This window comes from Anaerotaenia torta (genome assembly GCF_050433395.1).
GTDB lineage: Bacteria > Bacillota > Clostridia > Lachnospirales > Lachnospiraceae > Mobilitalea > Mobilitalea torta.
The window spans coordinates 392,417-417,670 of record NZ_JBNPXH010000002.1; the positions used below are offsets into that span (position 1 = coordinate 392,417).

Below are 25,254 nucleotides of genomic sequence, written 5' to 3' on the forward strand. Positions count from 1 at the left end.
CTTTTATTCTTTAAACCTCTTCAAACGCGTCCTTACCAACGCCGCAAACCGGGCATACCCAGTCATCCGGAATATCTTCCCACTTCGTTCCGGGAGCAATTCCGCCGTCCGGATCGCCTAGGGCCTCATCATAAATGTAACCGCAAGCTGTGCATTCGTACTTTTTCATATTATGACCTCCATTTCAACTAAGTAGATTTGCATATTCTTATGCTTTATGCCATAAGCTACATACATAATAGGATGATACCATAATTTACTTAAAACCTCAACAGTAAATAATAAATCGTCAAAGATTTTGAACCGGAACAGGGCGGCCTCCGTCCAGCCGCCTCCGCCCTGTAACTACTGCTTTACCCGTTCCATGCCGATGGGGGCTTACCACGGATACTCTCTCTCAAATTTATCCCGGATCACGATTCTTTTCTCGTCGGAGTGTAGATGGGATTCCTCTTCCATGCTCCTGTCCTGCAGCATATAGCTGACCCCATAGGAGGCATCGGATAAGCTGTCATAATCATCAATTCCAAACACGCGAAAGGTAAAGCCCAGGGGATTCAAACGGTTAAACAGCGTTCTTACCGCCATATTGCAGGCCGCCGCAACAACGCTCTCCCAATGACCGCCCTCCCTCGTATTATTAATACTGGAACGAAGAGTTGTAACAAAGCAGATTCTTTTCTTTCCCTTTTGCAGCAGGGGGAGATATTCCGATACCACCCTTAATAATTTAAGCGAATTGTCTTCATAGGCTTTTAATAAAGCCTCGTAGTCCGCAGCCTCACATGGCTGTGGATTGATGCAAAACACCAGCATATCCGCCTCTTCTCCCGGAGAGGCCATCCGGTGCCCCGCCAGCGAAAATTCCTTCTCCAGCTCCCGGATAAAGGAAGCTGCCTGGCCTTCCAGTGCAATTTTAAGCTCCATTAACCTTCCCTCCTCCTCTAAAACGGCCATACCGCTGCTTCATTATCATACATTTTCAAAACATCTTCCTGCTTCAGCTCATTGATAAAAAACCTGACCGCAGTCGCTGCGGATTCCTCGGGTTCGAATTTCCCGGCCGTGCTTTTCCTCCCCGACATGTAGGATTTCACCCAGCCGGGATGGAATAAGCGGAAGGTGTACCCCTTCGGATTTAACTCTTCAAACAATAAGCGGACTGCCATATTCAGTGCGGTCTTGGACATGGGATAGATGAAGCCCTCCGACCGGTGGCATACGCTGATGCTTCCCGCTTCAGAGGACACAAAGCACAGTCTCTTACCCTGCCCATTCCCTATCAAGGGCAGAAAGGCCCGCACCATCCTCATGGCCCCCAAACAGTTGGCATTAAACACCGTCAAGCCCTGGTCCGTACTGCCCAGATCAAAAATATCACCGGCAGACGCTGATATTCCTGCATTGTTCACCAGGATATCGATGGAATCGGTTCTGGATGATATGATATCGTATGCATTTTTTACGGAAAGATCACTCGTTACATCCAAGGGTACAAGGATCAGGTTCTCACCGTACCCTTCCTTTAGTTCCTCCAGCTCCTTCCATTCCGGCAGATACTGGCCTGCATAAACGAGGTATTCCTCCTCCAGAAACTCCCGTACCAGGGCAAAGCCCAGCCCCCGGTCAGCTCCTGTTATGATTGCCGATTTCTTCATATTTATGTTCATGCCCTTTGCCGCACAAATCGCCAGGAAAGTGCTGGCATGAACCCGGTCCCCCCTTCATTTTTATTTTCTGTTGCTCTCCTGCTTTTCTCCGTTTGTCTTCCTTCCAAGTATGTATAAAAAAATGATAGAAATACCAATGGTGATTGCGCCCAACCGGTACATCGCCTGAAATCCCAGCTTTGATATTATCATACCTCCCAGATTATTCCCCGCAATGCCGCTCAATCCAAAATAAACCCCATAGGTGATGGTCTGATACGTCGTCCTGACGGAAACCGGCGCTCTTTCATCCAGATAATACAAAACCCCCAGGGTAAAGAAGGCATAGGAGGGACCGTCCAGCAGGGCGATTGCCGCCACATGCCAGGGCAGGGAAGCGATGCTGTACATAAACTGCCACAGGAGGAAGAATACCGCGGATATCATGATAACCGTGCGGGCTTTGAACCGGTCCAGCATCCTTCTTGAAGCAAACATGCAGATGCCTTCCGATGCAAACATTACTGCGCTGGTATACCCTACCATCATTTTATCCCCTCCGAGGGAAGATATCAATAAGGGATAGAAAGTATATGCCGCCCTGTGGGGAAGCTGCATGAGGAAAATAACCGGCAGGAACAAAAGAAATCCCGTATCCTTAAATACTCTTTCCAGATGAAGCTCCCGGAAGGGCACCGCTTTTTCCGCCTGCGCATTGGTTTTAACCCGTGAAAAGAAAAGGGCCAGCAGGAACAAGACCGCCGCAAATACCGGAAGTATTCTGTCGGTATTGTACTTATTTATAATGTAGCCGGAGGCTATGCTGAAGGCCGCGTATCCGAAGCAGCCCAGAAATTTCATCTGCCCCGCACCGTTGCGGAGGCCGTTTTCCTTCAGGCTTTTCAAGCACCAGGTATCAAGGAGCGGCCCCTCCGGGGAGGAAAAGAAGCTGTACAGGCAGAAAAGAGCCGAGATCATAAGGAAGGCATTGCAATATCTTAGGGAAAGAGCCATAATCCCCTGCAAAAGCATGCATATTACCAGGGTCAGCTTCACAGAACGAAGCTTATCGGATATAATTCCCCAGAATGGCTGGGCAAGAATTAATACCAGAGAGTTAGCTCCCATAACCAGGCCGATTTTTTCCGCCCCAAGGCCTTTTTCCTGGAGATAGACGGTGATAAAGGGATTGAACAGCGCTCTTGCCGACATAAAGAAGAGATAAATAATAATAAAAGTAATAAAAACATTATCCGGCTTCCGAACATATTGCTTTTCTTTAGCATAACTCATGATAGTTCTCCTTCTGCAATATATAATATCCAGTATCCCTTTAGTGAACCTCCTTTGTATATTAAACAAAAATCCGTATCCGGTCTAATACATAATTATCTATAGAATTCATACCCCAGGGGTTATCTATTTCCCTATGTTATACAGCTTATATTATGAATCATATTTTCTATTGCCGTGCTTAATTTCTGAAATAAGATTGACTTTTGATAAATCATCTTTTAGTCTATTAGATAAGAATTGATTATTGTACTATCATAAAAACCCGCAAAGGACATGTGCAAGCATGCAGGTAAGCCTATGGAATTATTGCAATTAAGATATTTTTGTACCGTGGCGCAGATGGAGAATATTACAAATGCCGCCCAGAGCCTGAATATTTCACAGCCCTCCCTGAGCAAGACCATCATTAATCTGGAACGGGAGGTGGGGGTCCCCTTATTTGACCGCCTGGGCAGGCATATCTATCTGAATTCCCAGGGAAAGCTGTTCTACGAAAAGATCCGGGACGGTCTGGATCTCATCGACAGCGCCCGGAACGAGTTGCTGGATACCTCGGCTAAACCCAGCGGTGATATCAAGCTCTTCGTCCTTGCCGCCTCCTCCCTTGTTCCTGGCATGCTGGCAGGCTTTGTTTCCTCCTATCCCCAGATCAGAATCAATCTATACCAGCAGACAAGCTATGATCTGCGGTATTCGGATGAATATAATTTCTCCATATCGGCGACCCCTATGGATTATACCAATCTGGAGGTCTATCCCCTCCTTACGGAGGAGATTGTTCTGGCCGTACCTGCCTCCCATCCTCTTGCCGGTAAGGACGAGATCCAACTCTCGGATGCCGCCGACTGTAATTTTATTGCCTTCTCCCACGGCCCCAGTCTCCGGGTATTGACGGACAGCTTGTGCTATATGGCGGGCTTTGCCCCCAGAATCATCTTTGAGAGTGACGGCATCAACACCTTATTTACCATGATCGAGGCAGGCGCCGGTGTCTCCCTCATTCCCGCCGAGACCCACCGCAGAATCGATGAACAAAAGATAAAGCTCGTCCGCGTCCGTGAGCCCTATGCATCACGAACCGTGAATCTGGCCTGGAGAAGGGGGAAGAATATGAACAATGCCTGTATGCTTTTTAAGCAGCATTGTATCGATTTCTTCTATGAACACCTTCACAAGCATAACGCTCAGGATATGAGTTCCATAACCTAAAATATATTATACTTGCCGCTGCAATTCGTTTATCATCGAAGCAAATGGATTCATTTCATCCGGCAGGCGATCATACGAAAAGGAGCATATTTATTATGGATCTCAGAATATCAAATGGAATTATACGGGGAATGCGGGAACATGGATGCATTTCCTTCAAGGGCATCCCTTATGCAAAGCCTCCCCTGGCAGAGCTGCGCTTCCAGCCTCCCGAGCCCTGTGAGGACTGGTTCGGAGCCCTGGACTGTACCTGTTACGGCCCCCGTCCTATACAAATGCCCCCTCCCTGGTGCCTGGACCGTCATCTGGCGGTATACGGCGAGGACTGCCTCAATCTTAATGTATGGACCCCGAATATCGATAACAAAAAACGTCCGGTTTTATTTAACATCTATGGCGGCGGTCATATAGAGGGCTCCAATTCAGAGCTGGGAAGCGAGGGATACCGGCTGCTGCCCGGCCGGGACATGGTTGTGGTGGCGCCCAATTACCGGGTCGGCGCCCTGGGCTATTTATATCTGGGCCATCTGCTGGGCGGCAAATATGCTTCTTCCGGCAATCTGGGCCTGCTGGATCTGATTCTGGCATTGAAGTGGGTGCAGAAGAACATCGCATATTTTGGCGGTGATCCGGACCGTGTGACCATCGTGGGACAATCCGCCGGCGCTAAATCGGTGATCAACTTACTAGCAGCTCCCGAGGCAAGGAACCTGTTTCACGGCGCCGTGGCCATGAGCGGAGGGCTGCAGTCCATCAAGAGCATCCGGACCGAGATAAAGCTGACGAAGAATTTCCTTCATGCCCTGGAGCTTAGGGAGGAGGATGCGGCAAAGCTGCTGACCTTACCGGCGGAGGATATCGTTCAGGCACAGGAACGGGCCAACCAGGTATACTTTAAGGTAGAAAGCTACGGCCCCACCGCAGACGGCATCGTGCTGCCCCTGGATGTGGAGGCGGCGGTAAGAAGCGGTGATATTGCCAGAGTGCCCGTCATTATGGGGCACACGAAGGAAGAATTGTTCTTTCCTCCGGGCTCCGATGGGACGGATATCGGCAGGGAGGAGGTCATGAAAAAGCTCCGCTGGAAATTCGGCGATAATGCCGAACGGGTTATGGAATGCTATGACCGGCTCAGAAGCGAGGCAGAATACCCGGAGGCCTACGGCTTTGCCGTTACCAATTACACCTATGCCCAGGCTTACCTTCGCACTGCCTCTCTGTTAACACAGCAGAAGCTTCCCCTGTGGCTCTACCGCTGGGATTACAGCGGCGGTGATATTGCAGGCCATTCCTCCGATAATGAAGCCCTCTTCGGAAGGACCCTGCCCCAGAAATTCAAGACAAATCCGGGGGTTACTAAGCTTGTGGATCAACTGTTCCGGGATGCCATCCTCAATTTTGTCGAGACCGGCAATCCCAATGGCGGCATCGTCCCTCATTGGCCGCCCTATGACGAGGAGCATCGGGAGCGTTTGCTGATCGATGCGGAGTGCCATACCGAGCATCTGGAGCTTGATTTTGATCCTTCCTTCCCATTACAGGTTTTTAAATAAGAATTCCGAGGAGTGATAGAAATGAAAGATGTTCTGCTGCTATGTGACGACCATTGGCATCCGGCTGAGATTATAGAGCTGGGAATAAAGCCTCTTGAGCACCTGTTTCACTTTACGGTAATTAAGACCGCCAAGGATATCCTGACACCGGAGCTGCTTGCAAAATATTCTGTGATTGTGTGCTGTAAGGGAAATGCAGTGAACTCCTCCAATACGAATCCCTGGTTCGAGGAAGGGGTGACCGAGGTCTGTCCCCGTGAATTTGAAGAGTATGTCAGAAACGGGGGAGGCTTCCTCTCCCTGCATTCCGGCAATACCTCCAAGGAGGGCGAAGCCTATACGGATTTCGTGGGAAATTACTTTGTGGGCCATCCTCCCCGCTGTACAGTGGAGGTGAAGGTAACCTCCAGCCATCCTATTACGGAAAACATAAAGGATTTTACCATACGGGATGAACATTATATCATTAAAGTAACCGCGCCGGACGCCGATGTTTTCTTAAAGACTTATTCAGAAACCGGCGGCGAACAGGTCGGCGGTTACACCAGAAGTCTCGGCAAGGGCCGCCTGTGTGTGTTGACCCCCGGCCATACCTTGGGTGTGTGGCAGCAGGAGGCTTTCCGGCAGCTTCTGATTAATGCGATAAACTGGTGCGGGGAAGTTATTAATTAGTAACAGAAATAATAAATTATCCATTACAATTCAATACAAGTATGGTATAATAAGGCTGTAATGAGCAGGTCACCTATTTGCTCATGAAAACATCGATTATATACAATGAATTGAAATGGAGGAATTTTCATGAAAGCATTTGTTGAACGTAATGGATGTATCGGATGCGGTCTGTGTGCCGATACCTGCCCCGAAGTATTTCGTATGGATGCCGATGGTCTTGCAGAGGTTTACACCACTCCCGTACCCGCCGATGCCGAGGATTCCGCCAAGGAAGCTGAGGACGGCTGCCCTGTAACCGTTATTATGATTGAGGAATAATATCTGCCGATATTATTTCGCACCGGGCCAAAGAAGAGCGCATCCTGCTATGAAGTGCCGCATATCACAGCTGTTTTTCGGATATGCTATAATGAAAACGCGGACTTAAAATACAGACAGAAGAAAGGATGATATCAGATGCTGAACAAGGAAGTAGTACAATTATTAAACGAACAGATTACGAAGGAGTTTTACTCCGCTTATCTTTACATGGACATGGCTAATTATTACGCCGACCAGAGCCTCAACGGTTTTGAGAACTGGTTCTTCATTCAGATGCAGGAGGAACGGGATCACGCCCTTCTCTTCCGTGAATATCTGCTGAATAACGGAGAGGTTGTCAAGCTGGCTGAGATTGCTGCTCCGGATAAGACCTACGCCAGCTTCCGCGATCCCCTGGCCATTGCCTATGAGCATGAGCAGTTTGTAACGGCCTCCATCAATAATATTTATGAGGCGGCCTCCCGCTGCAAGGATTTTCGCACCATGCAGTTCCTGGACTGGTTCATCAAGGAACAGGGCGAGGAAGAGAAGAATGCCGACGATAATGTCAAGAAATTCGACCTGTTTGCCGGTGATCCCAAGGGCCTATATATGCTGGACAACGAGATGAAGGCCCGCGTATATTCCGCTCCTTCCCTGGTGCTGTAATAAGCTTTGCAGGATCAAAAGGTTGGTACTTAGAGTCTATATTGAAGCAACGGGCGGCACGCTCTGTGTGAGCCGCCGCTCTTATGTTCCACAAAAGGGCTGTTCACCGGCAGTTGTAACTGCTGGTGTAACAGCCCTTTTGAATCCACAGCATGAGGATAATGTTTCAAAGTCTGGTTAGAACCTTGCAAATATAAGATTTTTATCAACTGAGCCTTTCTATAAGATAATCCTGCCTCTTCTATATGCCATAAGCGATCAAACTAATACGATTATATCATACAAGGCGGCAAATTCCATTGTTAATTACTATAAGCTAATTTTAAGAAACCAGATAAATCTGAATATCAAAGCCTTGCCTGGTGAATACCGGAATTCTCTCCAGAGGTGCTGCTGCGGTCACATATCTTCCGCCCTCCAGCTCCTCCCCGGTGCATGCATTGATCCATACGGTGCCTGCCGGAAGGTATACGCTTCTTTCTCTGATTCCTTCTTCCATGACCGGAGCCACCAGAATATCCGGACCAAACATATACTGGTCCGTCAGCTCCCAACACCGGGAATCCTCGGGAAATTCATAGAACATGGTGCGAAGCAGCGGTGCTCCCTTCTCATGTGCTTCCTCCATCAGTCTCCTGGTATAAGGTCTTAGCCGCTCCCTCAGGAAAAGATACTCCGAGAATATCTCCAGCTTATCCTCCCCATAGCTCCATACCTCATTATCCTGGCCGGAGGAGAATTGCCTCACACCGTTGCGGAATTCTTCCTTCAGCGGATGGAAGGGCGGCCTTTCTCCGTGCAGCCTCATGACGGGGCAGAAGGCGGCCCATTCAAACCATCGCACCAGCAGCTCTTGGAAGCCTGCACCCGTAATATTACCGCCTAAGAAGCCTCCGATATCCGTAGTCCACCATGGAATTCCGGCAAGCCCCACATTGAGCCCGGCCTGAAGCTGTTCCCGCATACTGCGGAAGGAGGAATGCACATCCCCTGACCAGACCAGGGCTCCGTAACGCTGACTGCCTGCCCAGGCACAGCGCACCAGATTCACCGGATTATCCATTCCCTCCGCTCTCATCCCGTCATAATAGGCCTTGGAATAAAGCGCCGGATAGATATTGCTGCATTGCAGTGCAGGCCCCAGATGGTAGCGGTAAATATCAAAATCATAGGGGCCGTATTCCGGTTCCGCCTCGTCCAGCCAGAAGATCCGAATCCCCTTGTCAAAATAGTTCTCCTTGCACCGGTTCCAGACGAATTGCCGGGCTGCCGGATTGGTTGCATCAAAGAAAGCAGTCTCCCCCATCCAGTTCATATGTATTCCCATCCCCCGGTCCGTCCGCACCAGCATTCCTTCCTCTTCCATAGCCTTCCTGTTCTCACTGGCGGCATCGATGGTGGGCCACACGGAGACCATTAATTCAATGCCCAGCTCCTTCAGCTCCGCCACCATCCCTTCCGGATCGGGCCAGTCCACAGGATCAAAACGGAAATCCCCCTGCCTGGTCCAATGGAAGAAATCCACCACAATGACATCCATGGGAAGTCCCCGGCGCTTGTGCTCCCTGGCTACCTGGAGCACCTCCTCCTGATTCCGGTATCTTAACTTGCACTGCCAGAAGCCCAGCCCATATTCCGGCATCATGGGAACCCTGCCCGTCACCCCGGCATACTGCTCCACGATCTCAGAAGGAGTATCCCCGGCTGTAATCCAATAATCCAGCTTTTTCGTATTTTCTGCGATCCATTCCGTTTTATTGGTTCCGAAGACCACACTGCCCACCGCCGGATTGTTCCAGAGCATCCCATAGCCGCGGCTGGACACCATAAATGGAACGCTGGCCTGGCTGTTTCTCTGTGCCAGCTCCAGAACCGCTCCCTTTTTGTTCAGGTTACCCTCCTGGTACTGGCCCATGCCGTAGATTTTTTCATCCTCAAATGCCTCAAACCGGGCTGTCAGCCGGTAATCCGAGGTTCCTGCAATGGGCTTTAATTCCCTGGCTCCCACCCAGATGGGAACCGCGTACCGGTCAATCCGTGCCCGGTTGCGCCAATATTCCGCTGTCAGAAGCTCACCTTTTTCATTTTCAAAGGACAGCCAGCCTTCGATGTTGAAGCTGGCGGTTATTCTGCCGTTGGTAATGCTGGCAACGGTGAATTTCTGCATATGCTCCTGGGGCGCGTTCCTGTACCAAGGCTCTACCACATTCGTCTTCTCTATCCGTATCACCGGCTTGCAGGCTTGGGGCGTCTCGAATAATGCCCAGTCATTCTGATCCATATGGGCCTCTTTGGTCATGCGGATGCGCAGTGAATTCTCTCCCCAGGGCTCGATCCAAATCGTCTGCTCTCCCTCTCTGGCAATCAAGCGGTTATTCTGCACCTCATACTTCATTATATACTACCTCCTTTTCCCTGATTATTTACTGTATCGGAACAGGTTCTCCCCATAACACTCCCCTGGAGCCTGTTCCAATATAGAATCTTCCGTAGGTGCGGGGATCACCCGCTATGCTTCGGATATCTCCGTACATCTGTTGTCCCGTATTAATTCTCTGCCAGCTCCTCCCCTCATCCATGGAACGGTAGAAGCCGTATTCTCCACTAAGAATTCCGTTTATGTACAGGGTTTTATATTCGCTGAAGGATGCCGCCATTCCCATTCCCTGGCGGAAGACGCTGTCCCCCTCCTGGGTGATTCGGTTGAAATCAGCATATCCCTCCTCTGTATGGAAACAAAGTTTCCACAGTCCGCCTGCTCCGGTGGATATCCATACCACTCCCCTGCGCCCGGACTCTACCCGTATTTCCGCCGGCATGATATTATCCACACCGCCCAGCTCCAGCTTAGGGAAATGTTCCGGCACTGCGATCTGTTCAAAACTCTCTGCTCCGTCCGTGCTGAGATACATTCTGCTGTCCGAGCTAAAACCATAGAAAACATTAGGATCTACCCGATCCGCCATTACCTTAAAGGTAAGTCCGCAAAGCTCCTCCGCTTTCGGGCTGTTTCTGTCTTCTTGCTGACCATCGCCGGCGGAACTCTTTATGAGGCTGGGGTCAATCAAGCCAGCATCAACCAAACTAGCATTTACTAACTCAGCATCTTCCAAATCAATATTTACTAATTCAATATTTACTAGTTTAGTATTTACTAGTTTACCCTTGAAATCATAAATTCTTGGAACCTTCCAGCTCTTCCCCTCATCCCTGGAATATACCACCGCCTCCAGGGGCAGGAGCTGTCCGTCGGCCACACACCAGACCAGCGTCCGGGTATCTGCGGAGATGGCTGCCCAGCCGGAATTGTTATTCGGCCTTCGTATGGTATCAATCAGGCTATCCAGATAGTTCGAAATACCCTTCGGGTCCGGCAGCCTCTGCCAGGTTCTGCACTGATCCCTGGATAAAATCAGTCCTCCGGTGGTGTGTCCCGTCCAGTTTCCCCTGGCGGTCACTACGACCCGCTCCGGTTCATGATCCGGATAATCCGCGTTCAGACAGGTAATATAGCGGTGATTCTCCTCATCTGCAAAGGAGTTGCCTGCGGGCTTTGTTAAATCGGTAAAGGCAAAGCCCCCCAGATCCCCCAGGATATCAATCAATCTGACTTCACCGGAAGGGGGGCTGTAGACATTCAGATGGACCGTTTCCTCCAACCCCTTGCAGCACTGTTTCCAAATCACGCTTTTCTCTTCCCGGGACTGAAGCAAGTTCTCTGTCATGAAGATGCCCGTACCGGTATTAAATACAGCCCGGTTTGAATCAAAAGGATCAAGCTTGATATCGGACAGCCAGTGGATCAGGTTATTGTGATTATTATATTCGGGCATCATATAGGGCGCCCCTTCATAATCCATACGGCCTGTTCTAAGTCCTTGAAGGACCGTGGTCCAGTGCTCTCCGTAATCAGTGGAGTAGAATACGGTCTCATCAACGCTGCAGCACTGGGTGGAGCATATAATATGCCCCGGCAGATTCCGGTCCGCACAGATTCCTCCAAAGCCGGTGCTTCGGTTAACTCCGTCCGCCTCCTTCCGGCTGATTTTGGAACCGCCTGTTTCAGAAGCAGCTTCTTTCACCGCTGTCTCTCCGCTGATCCCGGAGCTATTTCCCAGCTCCGGTGTAATATAGGAATAATCCATGACTTCTCCCGTATCAGACAATTCATACCGAAGCACACAGCCCCATTGGGCGCCGCCCATATCACAGGCATATCCCTTCCACCCATTCCAGGAATATCCCACCGAGGCCATGGTGATAAACAGGTATTTTCCTGCGGCGGAGGCTCTTTGCCCAACAAAGCCGGGATAACTGCCATAGCATGTATTCTCCGGCTGCCCGGGCATCACACGGAAGGTCCTTCCTCCGTCTGCGGATAGATACAGGCTGGGTCCCCGGACCGTTCCTCCCGGGGAATTCGCCTCACCGGAGGCAGCGATCACCATGGTCTGGCAGCGGTCTCCCCTGGCCGATCTGGGGGCCAGCCACACAAAGGCGATATCTTGCTCAGTCCGGCCCCCTTGCCGACACAGGGGCAAGGCTGACCAATGCTCTCCGTAGTCCTCCGATCTCAATAACCCCTCCGATTGGGAGCCAAAATAAAGTATGGCCGGATTATGCGGGTCAACTGCCAGCCGCTCGCCGGTGCCCCTCCCGGAAGCATTCCCATGAACTCCTGCCGGAATAGGAAAATACTCAAAGGTTTCCCCCCTGTCCTTCGAACGGCACAGATAATTATTCTTCCAATCCCCGCTGGCGATATAGAGCCAATCCGGATGCTGCTCATCAATGGCGATAGAAAGGGGAAAGGTTTCCCATATTTGCGTCGTTTTGACATGATCCATCAAAGAATGCCAGCATTTCCTTTCAAAGTCATACCGGTATACTCCTCCGATATCTGTCCGTGCATATAGAATATCCTTCTCTCCCGGATGGAAGCAGAAGCCCGTAACAAAGCCCCCTCCCGGTATCGGTGCATGATGATATTCATATGGTATTGTTTCAAATCCATTCTTCGTTGTCAAAAAAATACCTCCCTTATAAGATTCCTGTTTCTGTAACTTCCTGTTCCTGTTGCTCCCCTGTTCCCGTTTCCGACTCTCCCTTAATACCTCGCTTACTCCACACTGACCCCAGTATTACATTCATTTCCCATATTGTACAATAGCTGTCATAAAAATTCACTCTTACATTTTATTTCATTTTCATCCTTGAAATTAGTGATTAGTTATGATCAAATACGGCATAGGTTCCATTTTAATAACGCTGCCCCAAAATACACTATATTTTTACGCTTCTTTGTGGTAGTATTAAGAAATCAGAATTTTCCGGGCCGCTTTTTATCTGCGACTACTACAATTACCTCGGAGGGCTATATTATGCAAAAGATTACCTTTGTTACCGGCAATAAAGGAAAGGCCGCTACTGCACAGCAGTATTTTGATGAGTTGAACATAGAGTTGGAAACCTATTCCTATGAATTGATTGAACCGCGTTCTGATGACATAACAGAAATAGCAAAGTCAAAAGTAATGCAAGCTTACAAGCTGGTAAGGCAGCCGTGTATCGCTCAGGATTCCGGCTTCTATATAGATTCTCTGAATGGTTTTCCAAGGGCTTTTGTTAATTTTGCCTTGGATACCATTGGTGTAAACGGCATACTAAAATTAATGAACGGTATTGAAAACCGAAATTGCAGGTTTAAAGAATGCCTGGCTTATTATGACGGCAATGAAATTGAATATTTTTACTGCAATCACGAAGGCAGGCTTTCAAAGGAAATGATTGGAATTGAAAATCCTGAAAAATGGAGTGATTTATGGTATGTTTTTATTCCCAGCTACTCGCTTGACGGCAGAACCTTCGCACAATATACCATAGAAGAGACATACGAGAGACGGAGAAATGCAGATTCCTCAATAAAACAGTTCGCCGATTGGTACAAGACATGCGAATGCAGCAAATAAGAATGATGGATTAAGAAAGAGGAGCTTCTCACAGCTCCTCTTTCTTATCTTATATGAAGTTTATTATCCTTTCTTCTTAATAGAAAAGACAATCTCCCGCATTATTTTGTTTCCAAAATATATTGATTCAGGATGCTCTCAAGCATTTCCTGCCTGCCGGATTTGTTGGGGCTGGTTCCGTTCTTCATGGCATAAGCCTCTAACTCCTTGAAGCCAACCTTACCTTCCACAATATCCTTGCCGATGCCTTCCTTATAACTGGCATAACGCTCCGCCTTGAAGTTCTCGAATACGCCGTCCTCCAGAAGTCTTGCAGCAACCTTCAGGCCTTTTGCAAAGGCATCCATACCTGCAATATAAGCATAGAATAAATCATCATCCTCAAAGGATGCACGGCGAACCTTAGAGTCAAAGTTCAAGCCGCCCTTTGTGAAGCCTCCGTCCAGGAGAATCTCATACATTGCCATGGTGGTATCATATACATTGGTAGGGAACTGATCGGTATCCCAGCCCAGCATCGGATCGCCGGTGTTGGCATCCACACTGCCGAGAGCGCCGTTGATTCTGGACATGTTCAGCTCATGCTGGAAGGTGTGCTGCGCCAGTGTTGCATGGTTTGCTTCGATATTCAGCTTGAAATCATCCTGTAAATTGTATTTTCTTAAGAAGGAAAGCACGGTTGCCGCATCAAAATCATACTGATGCTTGGTAGGCTCCTTCGGCTTGGGCTCGATTAAGAGCTGGCCGGTGAATCCGATCTCCTTGGCATAATCCGCTGCCATACGAAGAAGTCTGGCGAGGTTATCCAGCTCCAGGCCGGTATCGGTATTCAGCAGGGTCTCATAGCCCTCACGGCCGCCCCAGAATACATAGTTCACACCGCCTAAATCCTTTGTGATCTCCATTGCCTTCTTGATCTGTGCCGCGGTATAAGCGAAAACGCTGGCATTGCAGGAGGTGGAAGCGCCATGGACGAATCTGTCATCACCAAAGGCATTGGTGGTTCCCCATAAGCACTTGATGCCGGTGCGGGCCATCTCTTCCTTAATCACTGCTACGATCTCGTCCAGTCTCCGGTTTGTCTCCTCCAGAGTAGCTGCTCTGGGAGCGATGTCCTGATCATGGAAGCAGAAGAAAGGAATCTGCATCTTCTCCATGAACTCAAAGGCTGCATGTACTCTTTCCTTCGCCTTTACCATCTCCTGATCCGTGTTATCCCATGCACGGTGCATGGAAGCGCCGCCGAAGGGATCATTTCCCATATAGGTGAGGGTGTGCCAGTAGGACATAGCAAAACGGAGCTGCTCCTTCATGGTCTTCCCCATCACTACTTCCTCGGGATTATAGTACTTGAAGGACAAAGGATTCTTGCTCTGGGGTCCCTCGTATTCAATCTTGCCAACCTGAAAATATGACATTTTAATATCCTCCTTTTGTTATATAAATTACTTTTTCTGTACTTGACTACCTGCTCCATCATAAATGAAAGCCTCATTCATGATCTTGTTATTATGAACACAACCATGTCCATGATTTTTCGCTCCGCTCGGCAATCACAAGTAAACTTGCATTCCCTCACTGCGCTTTTATTATATTATAAATCCTTTCTTCAAATATTACAATAACTAATTTGTAAATTAATTAAACAAACTTAATAGTATTGTTTTAATAGATCCCGTATAGAAGTAAAAAATAATTTTTTGATTTTGTTATTGACATTATTGTGTGTCACACAGTATAATATTATCAACAGTAAGTGACAGTGCACAATATTATAGGAGGGAGGCTATTATGTCTAATAAAACTGAATTACTATCGGGGCTCCTGCTGGAGCTGAGGCGGGGAACCACCGTCCTGAGCGTACTATGCCGGCTGTCCGCTCCTACTTATGGATATTCCCTGGTACAGGATCTGAGCGAGAATGATATCCCCATGGAAGCCAATACCCTGTATCCCCTGCTGCGCCGGCTGGAGAAGCAGGGACTTCTGAAAAGTGAATGGGAGACCTCAGGCGCCAAGCCGCGCAAATACTACATGCTCACCGAGCTGGGTCAGGAGGTATATCAGCAGCTGAGACTGGAATGGGATAAGATGGTAACAGCGATGAATCACCTGATGGAGGACACTCCACAGAATTCCGGCCAGACGGAACAGCAATCAAATATTAGTCCAATAAAATAGCAAATTAAATTAATAAGGAGGATGTAAGAAATGAAGAAACATACCATCAAGCATGACTTCGATTATATTGAAGATAGAATGAACCGTTACATTTACCAGGTAACAAAGCATATGACTCCTTCGAGCCGGAAGGATATTGAAATTGAATTAAAGACCCTGATCTACGATATGCTTGAGTCTGGAAATCAAGGTATTCCCGCTGCTCTGGAGGATCTGAACAAAGTGCTTAGGGAGCTCGGGAACCCCAGGGACCTGGCGGAGAAATACCAGGATACCTCCAGGTATCTTATCCGCCCGGAGAGCTTCCCCATCTACCTGATGGTTTTAAAGATTGTGCTGGGAGCAGCTCTGATAGGGATAAGCATTGCCACCTCCCTGGAGCTTTTCACTTCCGAGATCAGTATAGGGTATCGCTATATCGGTACCTGGCTTGGGAATTTATTCAATACCGCTCTGTCCGCTTTTGGCTTTGTCACCCTGATTTTTGCATTGGCAGAACGGAATGGGATGAATATAAAGGATCTTGAACCGGAGTGGGATGCCGACTCCCTTCCCCCTGTCCCTGTCAAAGAGTTTCAAATCCCTATTTCAGAGCCCATTGCAGGGATTATCTTCACAACAATAGGCATCACGGTCTTTGCCTCGCTGCCGCATTTATTCAAATTCTATCATCATGCTGATAACGTTCGTACTGTCATACCGCTGTTCAATTCGGAAGCCTTTCAAATGGCCCTGCCTCTTTTTTTGATCGCCATGAGCCTTGGCCTCCTGAGAAATATTTGGGAACTGATTGACAGGAAATACTCCATTCCTTATGCCATATTTGCCTTCGTCCTCAATACTGTCAGCACAATTTTAACAGTGGTTGCCTTCACTGCCTTTGATGTCTGGAATCCGGACTTTGGAACACAGCTTGATGCGCTTCGCTACTGGGGTTCTGACTTTTCTGTTGCAAGCGCCTGGAATATAATAACCTCTAATTTTGTTGCATTCCTAATTATTATTTATATCCTGGAGACCATATTTGCAGTCATCAAGGCCCTGAAATACAGCCGCCCCTTTAATTTATAATTTACGGCCTTTTATTATGGCTGTTCCAGCAGATTTGGTGTCAGGCACCGCTCTTCCGATAGGTGCCTGACACTGTCTTTATTCCGGGTCAATTCTCAGCTGATGAAGGGTTATCCGGGCATCAGCCTGATATACCCGAATCAGCTTCTCCTCATTGGGCAGCAATTCAAAGTAATTATCGCTATAATGAATCCGGTCATCTTCACAGGCCAGATAAGCAACCGGCACATAGGTGCCTGACACCACTCTTACATCTACGTATTCCCCTGTTCGGTCTGTGATGGTCATCTCCGGCTGGGCCTCCGGTAATTGAAGCGCCCTGTAATAAGGGCGTATCTCCGAAGCCGCAGTAAATTCCGGGTGATTTAACGCCTTTATGTAGTAGCAGCCGCTCTGGAAATCCTCATGCTCCGCAGGAACAGAAAATTCATGCCTTGCATGGGCAGCCAGCTCAATCTCTGCCGGTTGGGTGAAGCTCTTCTTTCCGTTAAATCTGACATATCCGTATTCCAGGGAAAGGGACAAGGCTTCTCCGCTCTCATTAATAATGATAAACCGGATCAATCCATCCTGGCGTTTGACCAGGAATTTCTTAGGCTCGTAGGCACGCTTCAGAAAATAATAGGATATTTTTCTGGTCAGGTAATAGTCAATGACGGTCCAGCCAGTCTCCGGCCAGCAGTCATTATACATCCAGATCAGATTCCCCTGGCAGTATTCCTTGCTTCGTAAGGTCTCCGCCAGGTCTTTGTATAAGCATCCCTGTAAGATACCGCTGTACAGAAGATAATCCCCGGCACAATTCTCCTTTGGTTCCGCCAGGTGCCTCCGGATTCCTTCCATAATGCCCTGATGCTTTCTGGGATATTCGCCGTGATGCTCCCACACCGGGCTGCCCATCCGAAGCTTCTCTCCGTCATGATAGCGCTTCACGGAGCTGTGCATCAATGCGCCGTAGAAACCGTATTCGCTGGAGAATCTGGTCTTCAAACGGTCGAAAGCCTCCAGCTCATACCGGAAGTTCATCTTCGTCTCCTCCGCATGGCCCATCCATTTCCAGATATGGGAATCCCCGGCGTCCATATCATTGGGCAGCCTGCCGAAATAGGGGGAACCGGGCACATAGGGAATGCAGGGGGAATTATCGCGTACCGCTTTCGGCTGAATATAGTTAAATATTTTGGCGCCGTAGAACTGCTTCGGCTGAATCTGATCAGGAAACCATTCCGCCATGGATTCATGGATCTCATTATTGCCGGTCCAAAGAGCCATGCAGGGATAATGGGCCAATCTCTTTGTCTGGTACTCCGCCTCCAGCATCGCCTGATGCAAAAACCAGGGGAGATGGTCGGGATACAGGGCACAGGCATACATGAAATCATGCATAATAAGAATTCCCTGACGGGAGCACTCCTCGTAGAAATAATCCGGCTCATAGAGCCCGCCGCCCCACATGCGAAGCATTGTAAAATTCGCTTCCTTGGCCTCACTAATCAATGTCTTGTAGGTTTCCATGGGTGTCCTGAGATAATAGGAATCCGCAGGCACCCAGTTTCCTCCCTTGCACCATATCTTTACTCCGTTGACAAAGACCGCATAATTTCTGGTGCCGTCCTCCCTTTTGCTGAGATCAAGGGCTACGGTACGGATTCCGGCCTCCCTCTCCTTCATCCGGCAGACTTCACCCTTATATTCCATATAAGCCCTTACCTGGTATAGCTTCTGACTGCCGTATCCATTGGGCCACCATAATTCGATCTCCTCTAATTCAATTTCTTCCTCAACAAAATTCAAGCCCCCAGCAAAGTAATGCTCCCGGCTGCTCTCATATAATACCCTGTCTCCGTCATGAATGGAATAATGCAGCGTTACCTCTTCTGCCTGACACATCCTCAGCTTTTCTATTTCAAAATAGATTCTGAGCTTTGCCCGGGTTCCTTCTATTTTCAGAGTGTCCATGCGAAATGCTGCGATCCTTGCCCCCGAGAAGGCTTCCAGATACATCTCCCCTCCCATGCCGCAGGTGGGCAGCGACTTGCACCAATCCCAGCCATAGGTATATTGGGGCTTTCTGAGATAGATTCTTTGATTGCAGAGGGGATTGGAGTTCATTCCGTAGAAGGAAATGCTGTCCCTCTCATGAAATTCCTCCACCCCGGAGGTCAGCCGGATTACCAGCTGGTTTTTCCCCGGCTTCAGAAATCTTTTCACATTTTGATAAAAAGAAACAAAGGTATTCTTATGCTTCTCCACAAAATGATGGTTAATTATAATATCCGCATTATAATCCAGCTGTTCCAGAAAGAGTCTGACCTCTTCCTTCTCCAGCATTTCCTCCTCCACATGGAATTCCCTGATATACCACCAGGACAGATCCTTCACCCACAGAGCTTCCTTTGAATTATCCTTTAACAGCGGATCTTTCATAAGCCCGTGCCGAAGAAGGGTATCCACTACATCCCCCGGCACTACGGCCTCCAGGTATCCGCAGCGGTGAGGAAAGGGAATCGGCCCCTTGCTGGAGAATTCTATCCCAAAGGTTCCTTCTTCCCGTTCCGTCACCTCCTTCACATCCGCCGCTGCCACATCCAGAAACTCTCCTCTCAGTCTCCAATGATCACTTAATTTTTTTCTTATCATTAGCTGCCTCCGTTTCTTAAATTATAAGTTATCCGCTATAAGTCATCCATCCTGTCAGTACCGCTGTAATAATTGCTGTACTAACTGCTGTAATAATTGCTGTAATAAACGCCGTAATAAGCGCTGCAATAAACAAGGAGGGCTCCCTCATACCGGATGGAAAGGGCATCTTCTCTTATGCCTTCCAACCCGTATGAAGGGAAGCCCGTTATACCATTATGGTAATTCCTGTTCCTTATTTTTTGCTTTTGTAGGTCTCATACTCAGCAATCTGCTCCTTATAGAGCTCTGCTGCTTCTGCCTCCACTTCTTTTCCGCCGATTGCATAGAATTTCTCAACAAATTCATCAAAGGCATCGATGGGCATTGCACCGGAAATGATACCATAGAGATACTGGTCACGTAATGCCTGCAGCTCTCCGCCGTACTGCTTCCAAACAGGACGGTTTGCGCTCTTGAATTCAATGCTTGTTTCCTTGACTACCTGTGCATAGCCGATGGATTTCTCAAAGAGGGAGATAACCTCAGGAGTATTTACGATGTTGGCGCCGTCCTTTCTTGCGAACAGATCCTTGAACAGTCCCAGGCCGATATTATCCGCTTCGTTCTGACCGTCAGCCAGAAGGCTCTTGAATACGCCGTCCTCGATGGCATAATGCTCACCCTCAATACCAAATACTTTTTCCTTCCAGTGCTCTTCCGTTGCCAGATCATCAAACATTGCAAATACGCGCTCCGGATCATCACAGGTGTTGGTGATGGCAAAATAACACCAGGATGCACTTCCGGCAAAATACTCGGATTTCTTTCCGTTCGGTCCTGCAACCGGCTCTATTGCCATCAGCTCAGCACCGGGATTGTTGGCCTTTAATGCGCTTGCCTGCCCGTCGGAAGGATTCATGGCTGCAATCCAGCGATAAACACTTCCCCACTTGCCGCCTGCAAATATTTCACTGATATTGTTCTGTGTTACAATGGCAGGATCAATGATACCATCCATATATAATTCGTTGATTACCTTCAGCGCTTCCTTTACCTCCGGCTGAGTTGCGCCGTATACAGCAGAACCATCCTCTTTAATGACAAACTTCTCGGGATTTGCCCCATATGCTCCGTAGAAGGGCCAGAAGCTGCGGATGCTCAAGCCTTCTCCTGTAAAGCCATAGGTATCGTTCTGTCCGTTTCCGTCGGGATCATTGAAGGTAAAGGCACGCAGTACCTCCTTATATTCATCGATGGTGGTCGGTACGGAAAGTCCCAGCTTATCCATCCAGTCCTTTCTTAATAAGGTAACGGTACAGGATTCCTCCGCTACATCGCCGGGGATTCTGTAAAGGCTGCCGTTTGCTTCCTGCGCGAAGAATAATGCATCGCCGGTCTCGGAATAATATTTCTTCATGTTGGGGTATTTATCCATATAGGGTGCGACATCGATCAACAGCCCTGCGTCAACCCACTGCTTATACTCCTGCTGCAGGCCCCACCACCAGATTACGTCGGGTCTCTGCCCTTCGTCGGCCATCAAAAGGTTAACCTTTGCTTCTCCGTCACTCCAGCCGGGTAATACCAGAACCTCGATATTTACATTATAACGCTCTTCCCAAAGCTTCTCCAGCCAGCTGTCCGGCTGTACAAAGCCCTGCATGGTTACGATGGTTACATCAATCTTCTTCTGCTCCTCAGGCGCAGCTTCGTTGTTTTTCTCATCGGTCTTATCTGCCGTATCGGTCTTTCCTGTCTCTGTTTTCTTCCCGCTGTCCGTTGATTTGGGATCACTGGAGGAGCATCCTGTCAATAAACCAATGCTCAAAACCAATGCCAAGCCTAACGCCAGTATTCTGCTACCCAACCTTTTTTTCATACAATCCTCCTATAATATTTATTCTTTGTTCTATATCAAACCGCATCCGTGATACTGCTTCTCTTTAAAATACCACTCTGCGGATATGACCGTTTAGCCCTTTACGCCGCCTATCATAACACCCTTTACAAAATACTTTTGCAGGAAGGGGTATACCACCAGGATGGGAACCGTCGCCACGATGATGGAAGCGGCCCGGATGGTTGTCGCATTGATGGCAGGCGTCATATTGATATTTACACCAACGGCGTTCATTGCCTCTGCGGTGTTGGTCAGCATATTACGAAGATATGCCTGCAAGGACCACAGCTCCTTCTTGTTGATATACATTACGGTGCTGAAGAAATCGTTCCAATACATAACTGCATTGAATAAAGCAATGGTTGCAATAGTTGCCTTTGACAGAGGAACAATGATCCCAAAGAAAATCCTCACATCATTGGCGCCGTCAATTCTCGCCGCCTCTTCATAGCTTTCGGGAATTGACTGAAAAAAGCTCTTCATAATAATTACATTGTAGGCGCTGATTAATGCGGGAATAATCAATGCGAAAACACTGTTCAGCAGCTTCAAATTCTTAATCAGTATGTAATTGGGGATCATTCCTCCGCTGAACAGCATGGTGAACATAATCAGAAACATCACCAGCTTCCCGCCTCTTAACCGGCTTTTGGAAAGAGGATATGCCGTCATGGCTGTCAGGAGGGTTCCGGTCAGGGAGCCCGCTATGGTGACAAAGACCGTCACTCCGTAAGCCCTCCAGATTTCCCTGTTCTTGAATACGCTCTGGTAGGTGCTTAAGGTAAAGCCCTTGGGCCACAGGAAGATGCCTCCCGCCGCTGTTTCATTGATCCCGCTGAGAGACTGCATCGCAACATGCCAGAAAGGATAGATCATAATCACCGCGATCAATGTAAAGAAGATATAATTAAACACTGAAAAAATCTTACCTCCGGTGGTTTGTTTGATGCGGTTTTTTTTCGATGTTTTATTCATAATGTTATGTAATTACTCCTTTCCTGTCCTTTATTCTGGGCTCCTTAATAAATGCCTTCCTGACCCGCCGTTTTTGCAATCCGGTTGGCGCCCACGATCATGATCAGGGCCACCACCGATTTAAACAGCCCCGCCGCGGTACTGAAGGAATAATCACTTCCGATAATACCTGCCCGGTAAACAAAGGTGTCGATTACATCCGCCACATCATATACCAGCGGACTGTACAGCAGGAAGATCTGTTCAAAGCCTGCGTTTAAAATATTGCCGAGGTTTAAAATAAATACTATGATAATTACCGGACGGATTGCCGGAAGCGTAATATGCCGTACCCTGTGCCAGCGGTTGGCTCCGTCAATGCTGGCAGATTCATACAACTGCTCGTCCACGCCGGAGATAGCGGCAAAGTAGATGATGGTTCCCCATCCCATGCTCTTATAGATTTCCGTCAATACCAGCAGCGGAACAAAAGCCGAGGGATTGGTTAAGAAATCAATTGTTTTTCCGCCCATCTGGGTGATCAAAACATTAATTAATCCGTTGGTAGGATTTACAAAGCTTCGGATCAGTCCCGCCATAATAACCCAGGAAATAAAATGGGGAAGATATAATACGGTCTGTGTAAATTTCTTAAACTTTAATACCCTCACCTCATTCAGCAGCAGCGCAAGAATAATCGGAACAGGAAATCCTACTAAGGATTTCAGCATACTGATCTTTAAGGTATTCCAGAAAACCTTTGGAAATGAGATTGAGGTAAAGAGCCTCTTAAACTGATGCAGTCCTACAAAGGGGCTGCTGGGCGGATCAAAGGGATTATAATCCAGAAATGCGATCCGCAGGCCAAACATAGGCACATACCTGAAAATGATAAAAAATACAACTCCCGGCAGCAATAAGAAATACAACCATTTATCTCTAAGAATATCCCTCAGAACCCGTTTCCCCCGCGTCCTTTTTATCGCCACTTCATTCATACTGCATCCTCCTGTTTCTTTTCTTCAGCTTCTGTAATTATGCTACCACAAGAGGGACGGCTCTTTAACTGCTCCCCTTTGGATTTATATACAATTTTTTAGAACCGGAAAACATCTTCCCTATACGACAAAAAGCTCCCCGTAACCACCGAAGCTGTTTCTGCTTCGATGATCTCGGGGAGTTGTAAAATAAAATAAACCCGGTTTACGGCTGCTCCAGCAGTCTGCGGACATTCAGCAGCCCCCAGCCCTGCTTCTCCCAATGCTGCCCCAGGTTGATCGCACAGCTGCGCAGTCTCAGCTTCACCTCCCTGTTGGAGAGCTGGGGATGGGCGGACAGAAGCAGGGCAATGGCACCCGTGACTACCGGTGTTGCCATGGAGGTTCCGCTTTTGATGGTGTATATCATGGGCGAATCCACTGCGGAATGCCGTAGCTCGCTGCTCTTTGCCCTCGACGGGTACCGGCAGATATTACAGGATATAATATTGGAGCCCGGTGCGACAATATCCGGCTTCTTGATACAAAAAGGGGTGGGCCCCCGGCCGGAATAGTCCTTGGTGCGCCCGCTTCCGAACACCTCCACCGCCACATTGTCATCCGAAGAGCCGACGGTTATTACCTTTCTGCTGATGCCCGGGGTGGAGATGGACATGGGACCGGGACCGTTGTTCCCTGCAGCCACTACCACCACTATCCCGCTGTCCCACACCGCGTTGACCCCCTGCACCAGGAGAGAGTTCTCATCCAGGCTTTCCTTGGCGGAGGTTCCCACAGAGATATTCACAACCCTGATATTGTATCTTTTCTTATTATCTATAATCCACTGGAGTCCGGCAAGCACATCGGAGATATTCCCATCCCCTCTCTTATCCAGAACCTTGACCCCGATCAGATTGCATTCCGGGGCAAGACCCTGATATCTTCCTTGGGAAGAGAAACCATTGCCTCCCACAATCCCTGCCACGTGGGTTCCGTGTCCGTTATCGTCATAGGGCTCCGCCCGGCGGTTGATAAAATCCACAAAGCCAATCACCCGGTTGCCTCCGTCTACAAAATCCTTATGTAAGGTAATTCCGGTATCCACGATTGCCACTCCTACTCCGCGGCCAAAATATCCGTGATCATGCGCCCATTTACTCTCAATAATATCACTGACCCGGTTCATCTGCGCTGTAATATGAGTGTCCAGCTCGTAGCTGATCATCCCTTCCATGGATATGATTTTGTCCAGTGCATCTTCGTCTATCTCTATTACACAGGCACCGATCATCGGGAGCCAGTATTTGATCCGTCCCAGCTCCTCCAAGGTCCTTCGGCGCTGCTCATAATCTTCAAAATACACAATCACCTGGATTTTTTGTTTTTTGACCATCCGATTGCTCCACCTTTTTTGTATTATCCTATTCCGAGGGCTTAATCAATATACTTCTATTCGGGAGCCTCGGGGAAATGCTGCTCCATAACCGCAAAAGAAAAAAAATATGTGCATAATTATATGAAAAAACAGGAAATCAGTCAAGCAATCCTTCATATGATACATTGTAATTATTATTAGGAGGAACAATCAATGAGTGATTTAGCAGCAACAGGTTGCGACAGAGGCTGTGATAACGGCTGTGGAAACTGTGGAGGCGGAAGCAATAACGGATGCCTCATCATAATTCTTTTATTGCTCTGCTGTGGCGGTGGTAATGGCCTTCTTGGAGGCAATAGCTGCAATAATGGCTGCGGCGGTGGCTGCGGCAATGGTATCCTCGGCGGCGGCGATAGCTGCGGAAGCATTATCTGGATCATCCTTCTGCTCAGCTGCTGTGGTGGCTGCTTCTAAAGAGCCGTTTTCCCAACAGTCCCAAGCATCCGATGGCGAAGTAAAAGGGCCTCCTGACAGGAGGCCTTTTACTTTATTATTCTCTTCTCTTCTTCTGCTTCAGCCGCTCAAAGCAGGCTCTGTCGATTTCATAAATTGTATTATCCTCGATGATCAGATCAGCGTCCGTATCCTCCCCGGTATAGTGGGAGGTATTTCTATTATCATTGTTCCCCTTGGAAGGCGCAGTTGGTTTACCATATTGAAATCCGGATCTCCCGGAAGAAAAAAAACGATCACTCATATACTGCCTCAAATTATTTTGTCATTTTAATATATGATTATTTTACCCAAACGTCCTTAAAATGATTGAATCTATAACTACTTTCCTATATACT

Annotated in this window: 22 protein-coding genes; 9 read left to right on the top strand and 13 right to left on the bottom strand. The window is 48.2% G+C overall.

Going from position 1 to position 25,254, the window contains the following annotated elements; genetic code table 11:
• Positions 1-10: 10 nt before the first annotated feature.
• The 4 genes from rd to HNQ56_RS05500 all read right to left on the bottom strand — a co-directional run bounded on the left by rd (position 11) and on the right by HNQ56_RS05500 (position 2,942).
• Positions 11-169: a rubredoxin gene (gene rd / locus HNQ56_RS05485; protein WP_429143592.1), complete on the bottom strand. Its 159-nt coding sequence runs from the start codon at positions 167-169 to the stop codon at positions 11-13.
• 209 nt (positions 170-378) lie between these two features.
• Positions 379-927: a Rossmann-fold NAD(P)-binding domain-containing protein gene (locus HNQ56_RS05490; protein WP_429143594.1), complete on the bottom strand. Its 549-nt coding sequence runs from the start codon at positions 925-927 to the stop codon at positions 379-381.
• A 17-nt stretch (positions 928-944) separates the two neighbouring features.
• Positions 945-1,658 carry an SDR family NAD(P)-dependent oxidoreductase gene (locus HNQ56_RS05495; RefSeq protein ID WP_429143596.1) on the bottom strand — a complete coding sequence of 238 codons (714 nt, stop codon included), beginning with the start codon at positions 1,656-1,658 and terminating at the stop codon, positions 945-947.
• A 72-nt stretch (positions 1,659-1,730) separates the two neighbouring features.
• Entirely contained in the window at positions 1,731-2,942 is a 1,212-nt protein-coding gene (locus HNQ56_RS05500) for an MFS transporter (RefSeq protein WP_429143598.1), read from the bottom strand.
• Positions 2,943-3,242: 300 nt separating this feature from the next.
• Here HNQ56_RS05500 and HNQ56_RS05505 point away from each other — a divergent pair, with 300 nt between their 5' ends.
• The 5 genes from HNQ56_RS05505 to HNQ56_RS05525 all read left to right on the top strand — a co-directional run bounded on the left by HNQ56_RS05505 (position 3,243) and on the right by HNQ56_RS05525 (position 7,351).
• Positions 3,243-4,154, top strand: coding sequence for a LysR family transcriptional regulator (locus HNQ56_RS05505; protein ID WP_429143600.1), 912 nt, complete (start codon positions 3,243-3,245; stop codon positions 4,152-4,154).
• A gap of 95 nt (positions 4,155-4,249) precedes the next feature.
• Positions 4,250-5,707: a carboxylesterase/lipase family protein gene (locus HNQ56_RS05510; protein ID WP_429143602.1), complete on the top strand. Its 1,458-nt coding sequence runs from the start codon at positions 4,250-4,252 to the stop codon at positions 5,705-5,707.
• 21 nt (positions 5,708-5,728) lie between these two features.
• Positions 5,729-6,379: a ThuA domain-containing protein gene (locus tag HNQ56_RS05515; protein WP_429143604.1), complete on the top strand. Its 651-nt coding sequence runs from the start codon at positions 5,729-5,731 to the stop codon at positions 6,377-6,379.
• Between the two features lie 129 nt (positions 6,380-6,508).
• Positions 6,509-6,700: a ferredoxin gene (locus HNQ56_RS05520; protein ID WP_429143606.1), complete on the top strand. Its 192-nt coding sequence runs from the start codon at positions 6,509-6,511 to the stop codon at positions 6,698-6,700.
• Positions 6,701-6,838: 138 nt separating this feature from the next.
• On the top strand, positions 6,839-7,351 hold the full coding sequence (locus tag HNQ56_RS05525) for a ferritin (protein WP_429143608.1): 513 nt from the start codon (positions 6,839-6,841) through the stop codon (positions 7,349-7,351).
• 322 nt (positions 7,352-7,673) lie between these two features.
• Here the strand turns inward: HNQ56_RS05525 and HNQ56_RS05530 are convergent, their stop codons facing one another.
• Together HNQ56_RS05530 and HNQ56_RS05535 are read right to left on the bottom strand one after the other, a co-directional pair.
• Positions 7,674-9,746: a glycoside hydrolase family 31 protein gene (locus tag HNQ56_RS05530; RefSeq protein ID WP_429143610.1), complete on the bottom strand. Its 2,073-nt coding sequence runs from the start codon at positions 9,744-9,746 to the stop codon at positions 7,674-7,676.
• A gap of 28 nt (positions 9,747-9,774) precedes the next feature.
• Positions 9,775-12,378, bottom strand: a complete 2,604-nt coding sequence (locus tag HNQ56_RS05535; protein WP_429143612.1) for a WD40/YVTN/BNR-like repeat-containing protein — start codon at positions 12,376-12,378, stop codon at positions 9,775-9,777.
• Positions 12,379-12,732: 354 nt separating this feature from the next.
• Between HNQ56_RS05535 and HNQ56_RS05540 the strand changes: the two genes are divergently transcribed.
• Positions 12,733-13,320 (top strand): non-canonical purine NTP pyrophosphatase, encoded by a 588-nt coding sequence (locus HNQ56_RS05540; RefSeq protein WP_429143614.1) that lies wholly within the window; start codon positions 12,733-12,735, stop codon positions 13,318-13,320.
• Between the two features lie 101 nt (positions 13,321-13,421).
• Here HNQ56_RS05540 and xylA read toward each other — a convergent pair whose 3' ends face one another.
• Complete coding sequence (gene xylA, locus HNQ56_RS05545; protein ID WP_429143616.1) at positions 13,422-14,738, bottom strand: xylose isomerase; 1,317 nt, start codon at positions 14,736-14,738, stop codon at positions 13,422-13,424.
• A gap of 373 nt (positions 14,739-15,111) precedes the next feature.
• On the opposite strand from xylA, the gene HNQ56_RS05550 reads away from it, so the two are divergent.
• A complete protein-coding gene (locus HNQ56_RS05550; protein ID WP_429143617.1) occupies positions 15,112-15,501 on the top strand; it encodes a PadR family transcriptional regulator in 390 nt (129 codons plus the stop codon).
• A 30-nt stretch (positions 15,502-15,531) separates the two neighbouring features.
• The gene (locus tag HNQ56_RS05555; RefSeq protein ID WP_429143618.1) at positions 15,532-16,572 is read left to right on the top strand and encodes a hypothetical protein; all 1,041 of its coding nucleotides are present in this window, start codon (positions 15,532-15,534) and stop codon (positions 16,570-16,572) included.
• Positions 16,573-16,650: 78 nt separating this feature from the next.
• Here HNQ56_RS05555 and HNQ56_RS05560 read toward each other — a convergent pair whose 3' ends face one another.
• The 5 genes from HNQ56_RS05560 to HNQ56_RS05580 all read right to left on the bottom strand — a co-directional run bounded on the left by HNQ56_RS05560 (position 16,651) and on the right by HNQ56_RS05580 (position 24,214).
• The gene (locus HNQ56_RS05560) at positions 16,651-19,212 is read right to left on the bottom strand and encodes a glycosyl hydrolase 2 galactose-binding domain-containing protein (RefSeq protein WP_429143620.1); all 2,562 of its coding nucleotides are present in this window, start codon (positions 19,210-19,212) and stop codon (positions 16,651-16,653) included.
• 235 nt (positions 19,213-19,447) lie between these two features.
• Entirely contained in the window at positions 19,448-21,073 is a 1,626-nt protein-coding gene (locus HNQ56_RS05565; RefSeq protein ID WP_429143622.1) for an extracellular solute-binding protein, read from the bottom strand.
• 93 nt (positions 21,074-21,166) lie between these two features.
• Positions 21,167-22,069, bottom strand: coding sequence for a carbohydrate ABC transporter permease (locus HNQ56_RS05570; protein ID WP_429143624.1), 903 nt, complete (start codon positions 22,067-22,069; stop codon positions 21,167-21,169).
• A 44-nt stretch (positions 22,070-22,113) separates the two neighbouring features.
• Positions 22,114-23,046, bottom strand: a complete 933-nt coding sequence (locus HNQ56_RS05575; protein WP_429143626.1) for an ABC transporter permease — start codon at positions 23,044-23,046, stop codon at positions 22,114-22,116.
• Positions 23,047-23,251: 205 nt separating this feature from the next.
• Positions 23,252-24,214 (bottom strand): S8 family peptidase, encoded by a 963-nt coding sequence (locus HNQ56_RS05580; protein ID WP_429143828.1) that lies wholly within the window; start codon positions 24,212-24,214, stop codon positions 23,252-23,254.
• Between the two features lie 402 nt (positions 24,215-24,616).
• Here HNQ56_RS05580 and HNQ56_RS05585 point away from each other — a divergent pair, with 402 nt between their 5' ends.
• A complete protein-coding gene (locus tag HNQ56_RS05585) occupies positions 24,617-24,877 on the top strand; it encodes a hypothetical protein (RefSeq protein ID WP_429143628.1) in 261 nt (86 codons plus the stop codon).
• A 76-nt stretch (positions 24,878-24,953) separates the two neighbouring features.
• Here the strand turns inward: HNQ56_RS05585 and HNQ56_RS05590 are convergent, their stop codons facing one another.
• Positions 24,954-25,160 carry a hypothetical protein gene (locus tag HNQ56_RS05590; protein ID WP_429143630.1) on the bottom strand — a complete coding sequence of 69 codons (207 nt, stop codon included), beginning with the start codon at positions 25,158-25,160 and terminating at the stop codon, positions 24,954-24,956.
• Between the last annotated feature and the right edge of the window lie 94 nt (positions 25,161-25,254).

Bases quoted from the DNA above. Each gene is read 5' to 3' on its own strand.
- rd (WP_429143592.1), bottom strand. From the start codon at position 169: ATGAAAAAGTACGAATGCACAGCTTGCGGTTACATTTATGATGAGGCC.
- HNQ56_RS05590 (WP_429143630.1), bottom strand. From the start codon at position 25,160: ATGAGTGATCGTTTTTTTTCTTCCGGGAGATCCGGATTTCAATATGGT.
- HNQ56_RS05575 (WP_429143626.1), bottom strand. From the start codon at position 23,046: ATGAATGAAGTGGCGATAAAAAGGACGCGGGGGAAACGGGTTCTGAGG.
- HNQ56_RS05515 (WP_429143604.1), top strand. From the start codon at position 5,729: ATGAAAGATGTTCTGCTGCTATGTGACGACCATTGGCATCCGGCTGAG.
- HNQ56_RS05540 (WP_429143614.1), top strand. From the start codon at position 12,733: ATGCAAAAGATTACCTTTGTTACCGGCAATAAAGGAAAGGCCGCTACT.
- HNQ56_RS05530 (WP_429143610.1), bottom strand. From the start codon at position 9,746: ATGAAGTATGAGGTGCAGAATAACCGCTTGATTGCCAGAGAGGGAGAG.
- HNQ56_RS05520 (WP_429143606.1), top strand. From the start codon at position 6,509: ATGAAAGCATTTGTTGAACGTAATGGATGTATCGGATGCGGTCTGTGT.
- HNQ56_RS05580 (WP_429143828.1), bottom strand. From the start codon at position 24,214: ATGAACCGGGTCAGTGATATTATTGAGAGTAAATGGGCGCATGATCAC.
- HNQ56_RS05550 (WP_429143617.1), top strand. From the start codon at position 15,112: ATGTCTAATAAAACTGAATTACTATCGGGGCTCCTGCTGGAGCTGAGG.
- HNQ56_RS05555 (WP_429143618.1), top strand. From the start codon at position 15,532: ATGAAGAAACATACCATCAAGCATGACTTCGATTATATTGAAGATAGA.
- HNQ56_RS05560 (WP_429143620.1), bottom strand. From the start codon at position 19,212: ATGATAAGAAAAAAATTAAGTGATCATTGGAGACTGAGAGGAGAGTTT.
- HNQ56_RS05490 (WP_429143594.1), bottom strand. From the start codon at position 927: ATGGAGCTTAAAATTGCACTGGAAGGCCAGGCAGCTTCCTTTATCCGG.
- HNQ56_RS05505 (WP_429143600.1), top strand. From the start codon at position 3,243: ATGGAATTATTGCAATTAAGATATTTTTGTACCGTGGCGCAGATGGAG.
- HNQ56_RS05510 (WP_429143602.1), top strand. From the start codon at position 4,250: ATGGATCTCAGAATATCAAATGGAATTATACGGGGAATGCGGGAACAT.
- HNQ56_RS05565 (WP_429143622.1), bottom strand. From the start codon at position 21,073: ATGAAAAAAAGGTTGGGTAGCAGAATACTGGCGTTAGGCTTGGCATTG.
- HNQ56_RS05570 (WP_429143624.1), bottom strand. From the start codon at position 22,069: ATGAATAAAACATCGAAAAAAAACCGCATCAAACAAACCACCGGAGGT.
- HNQ56_RS05495 (WP_429143596.1), bottom strand. From the start codon at position 1,658: ATGAAGAAATCGGCAATCATAACAGGAGCTGACCGGGGGCTGGGCTTT.
- HNQ56_RS05585 (WP_429143628.1), top strand. From the start codon at position 24,617: ATGAGTGATTTAGCAGCAACAGGTTGCGACAGAGGCTGTGATAACGGC.
- HNQ56_RS05500 (WP_429143598.1), bottom strand. From the start codon at position 2,942: ATGAGTTATGCTAAAGAAAAGCAATATGTTCGGAAGCCGGATAATGTT.
- HNQ56_RS05525 (WP_429143608.1), top strand. From the start codon at position 6,839: ATGCTGAACAAGGAAGTAGTACAATTATTAAACGAACAGATTACGAAG.
- xylA (WP_429143616.1), bottom strand. From the start codon at position 14,738: ATGTCATATTTTCAGGTTGGCAAGATTGAATACGAGGGACCCCAGAGC.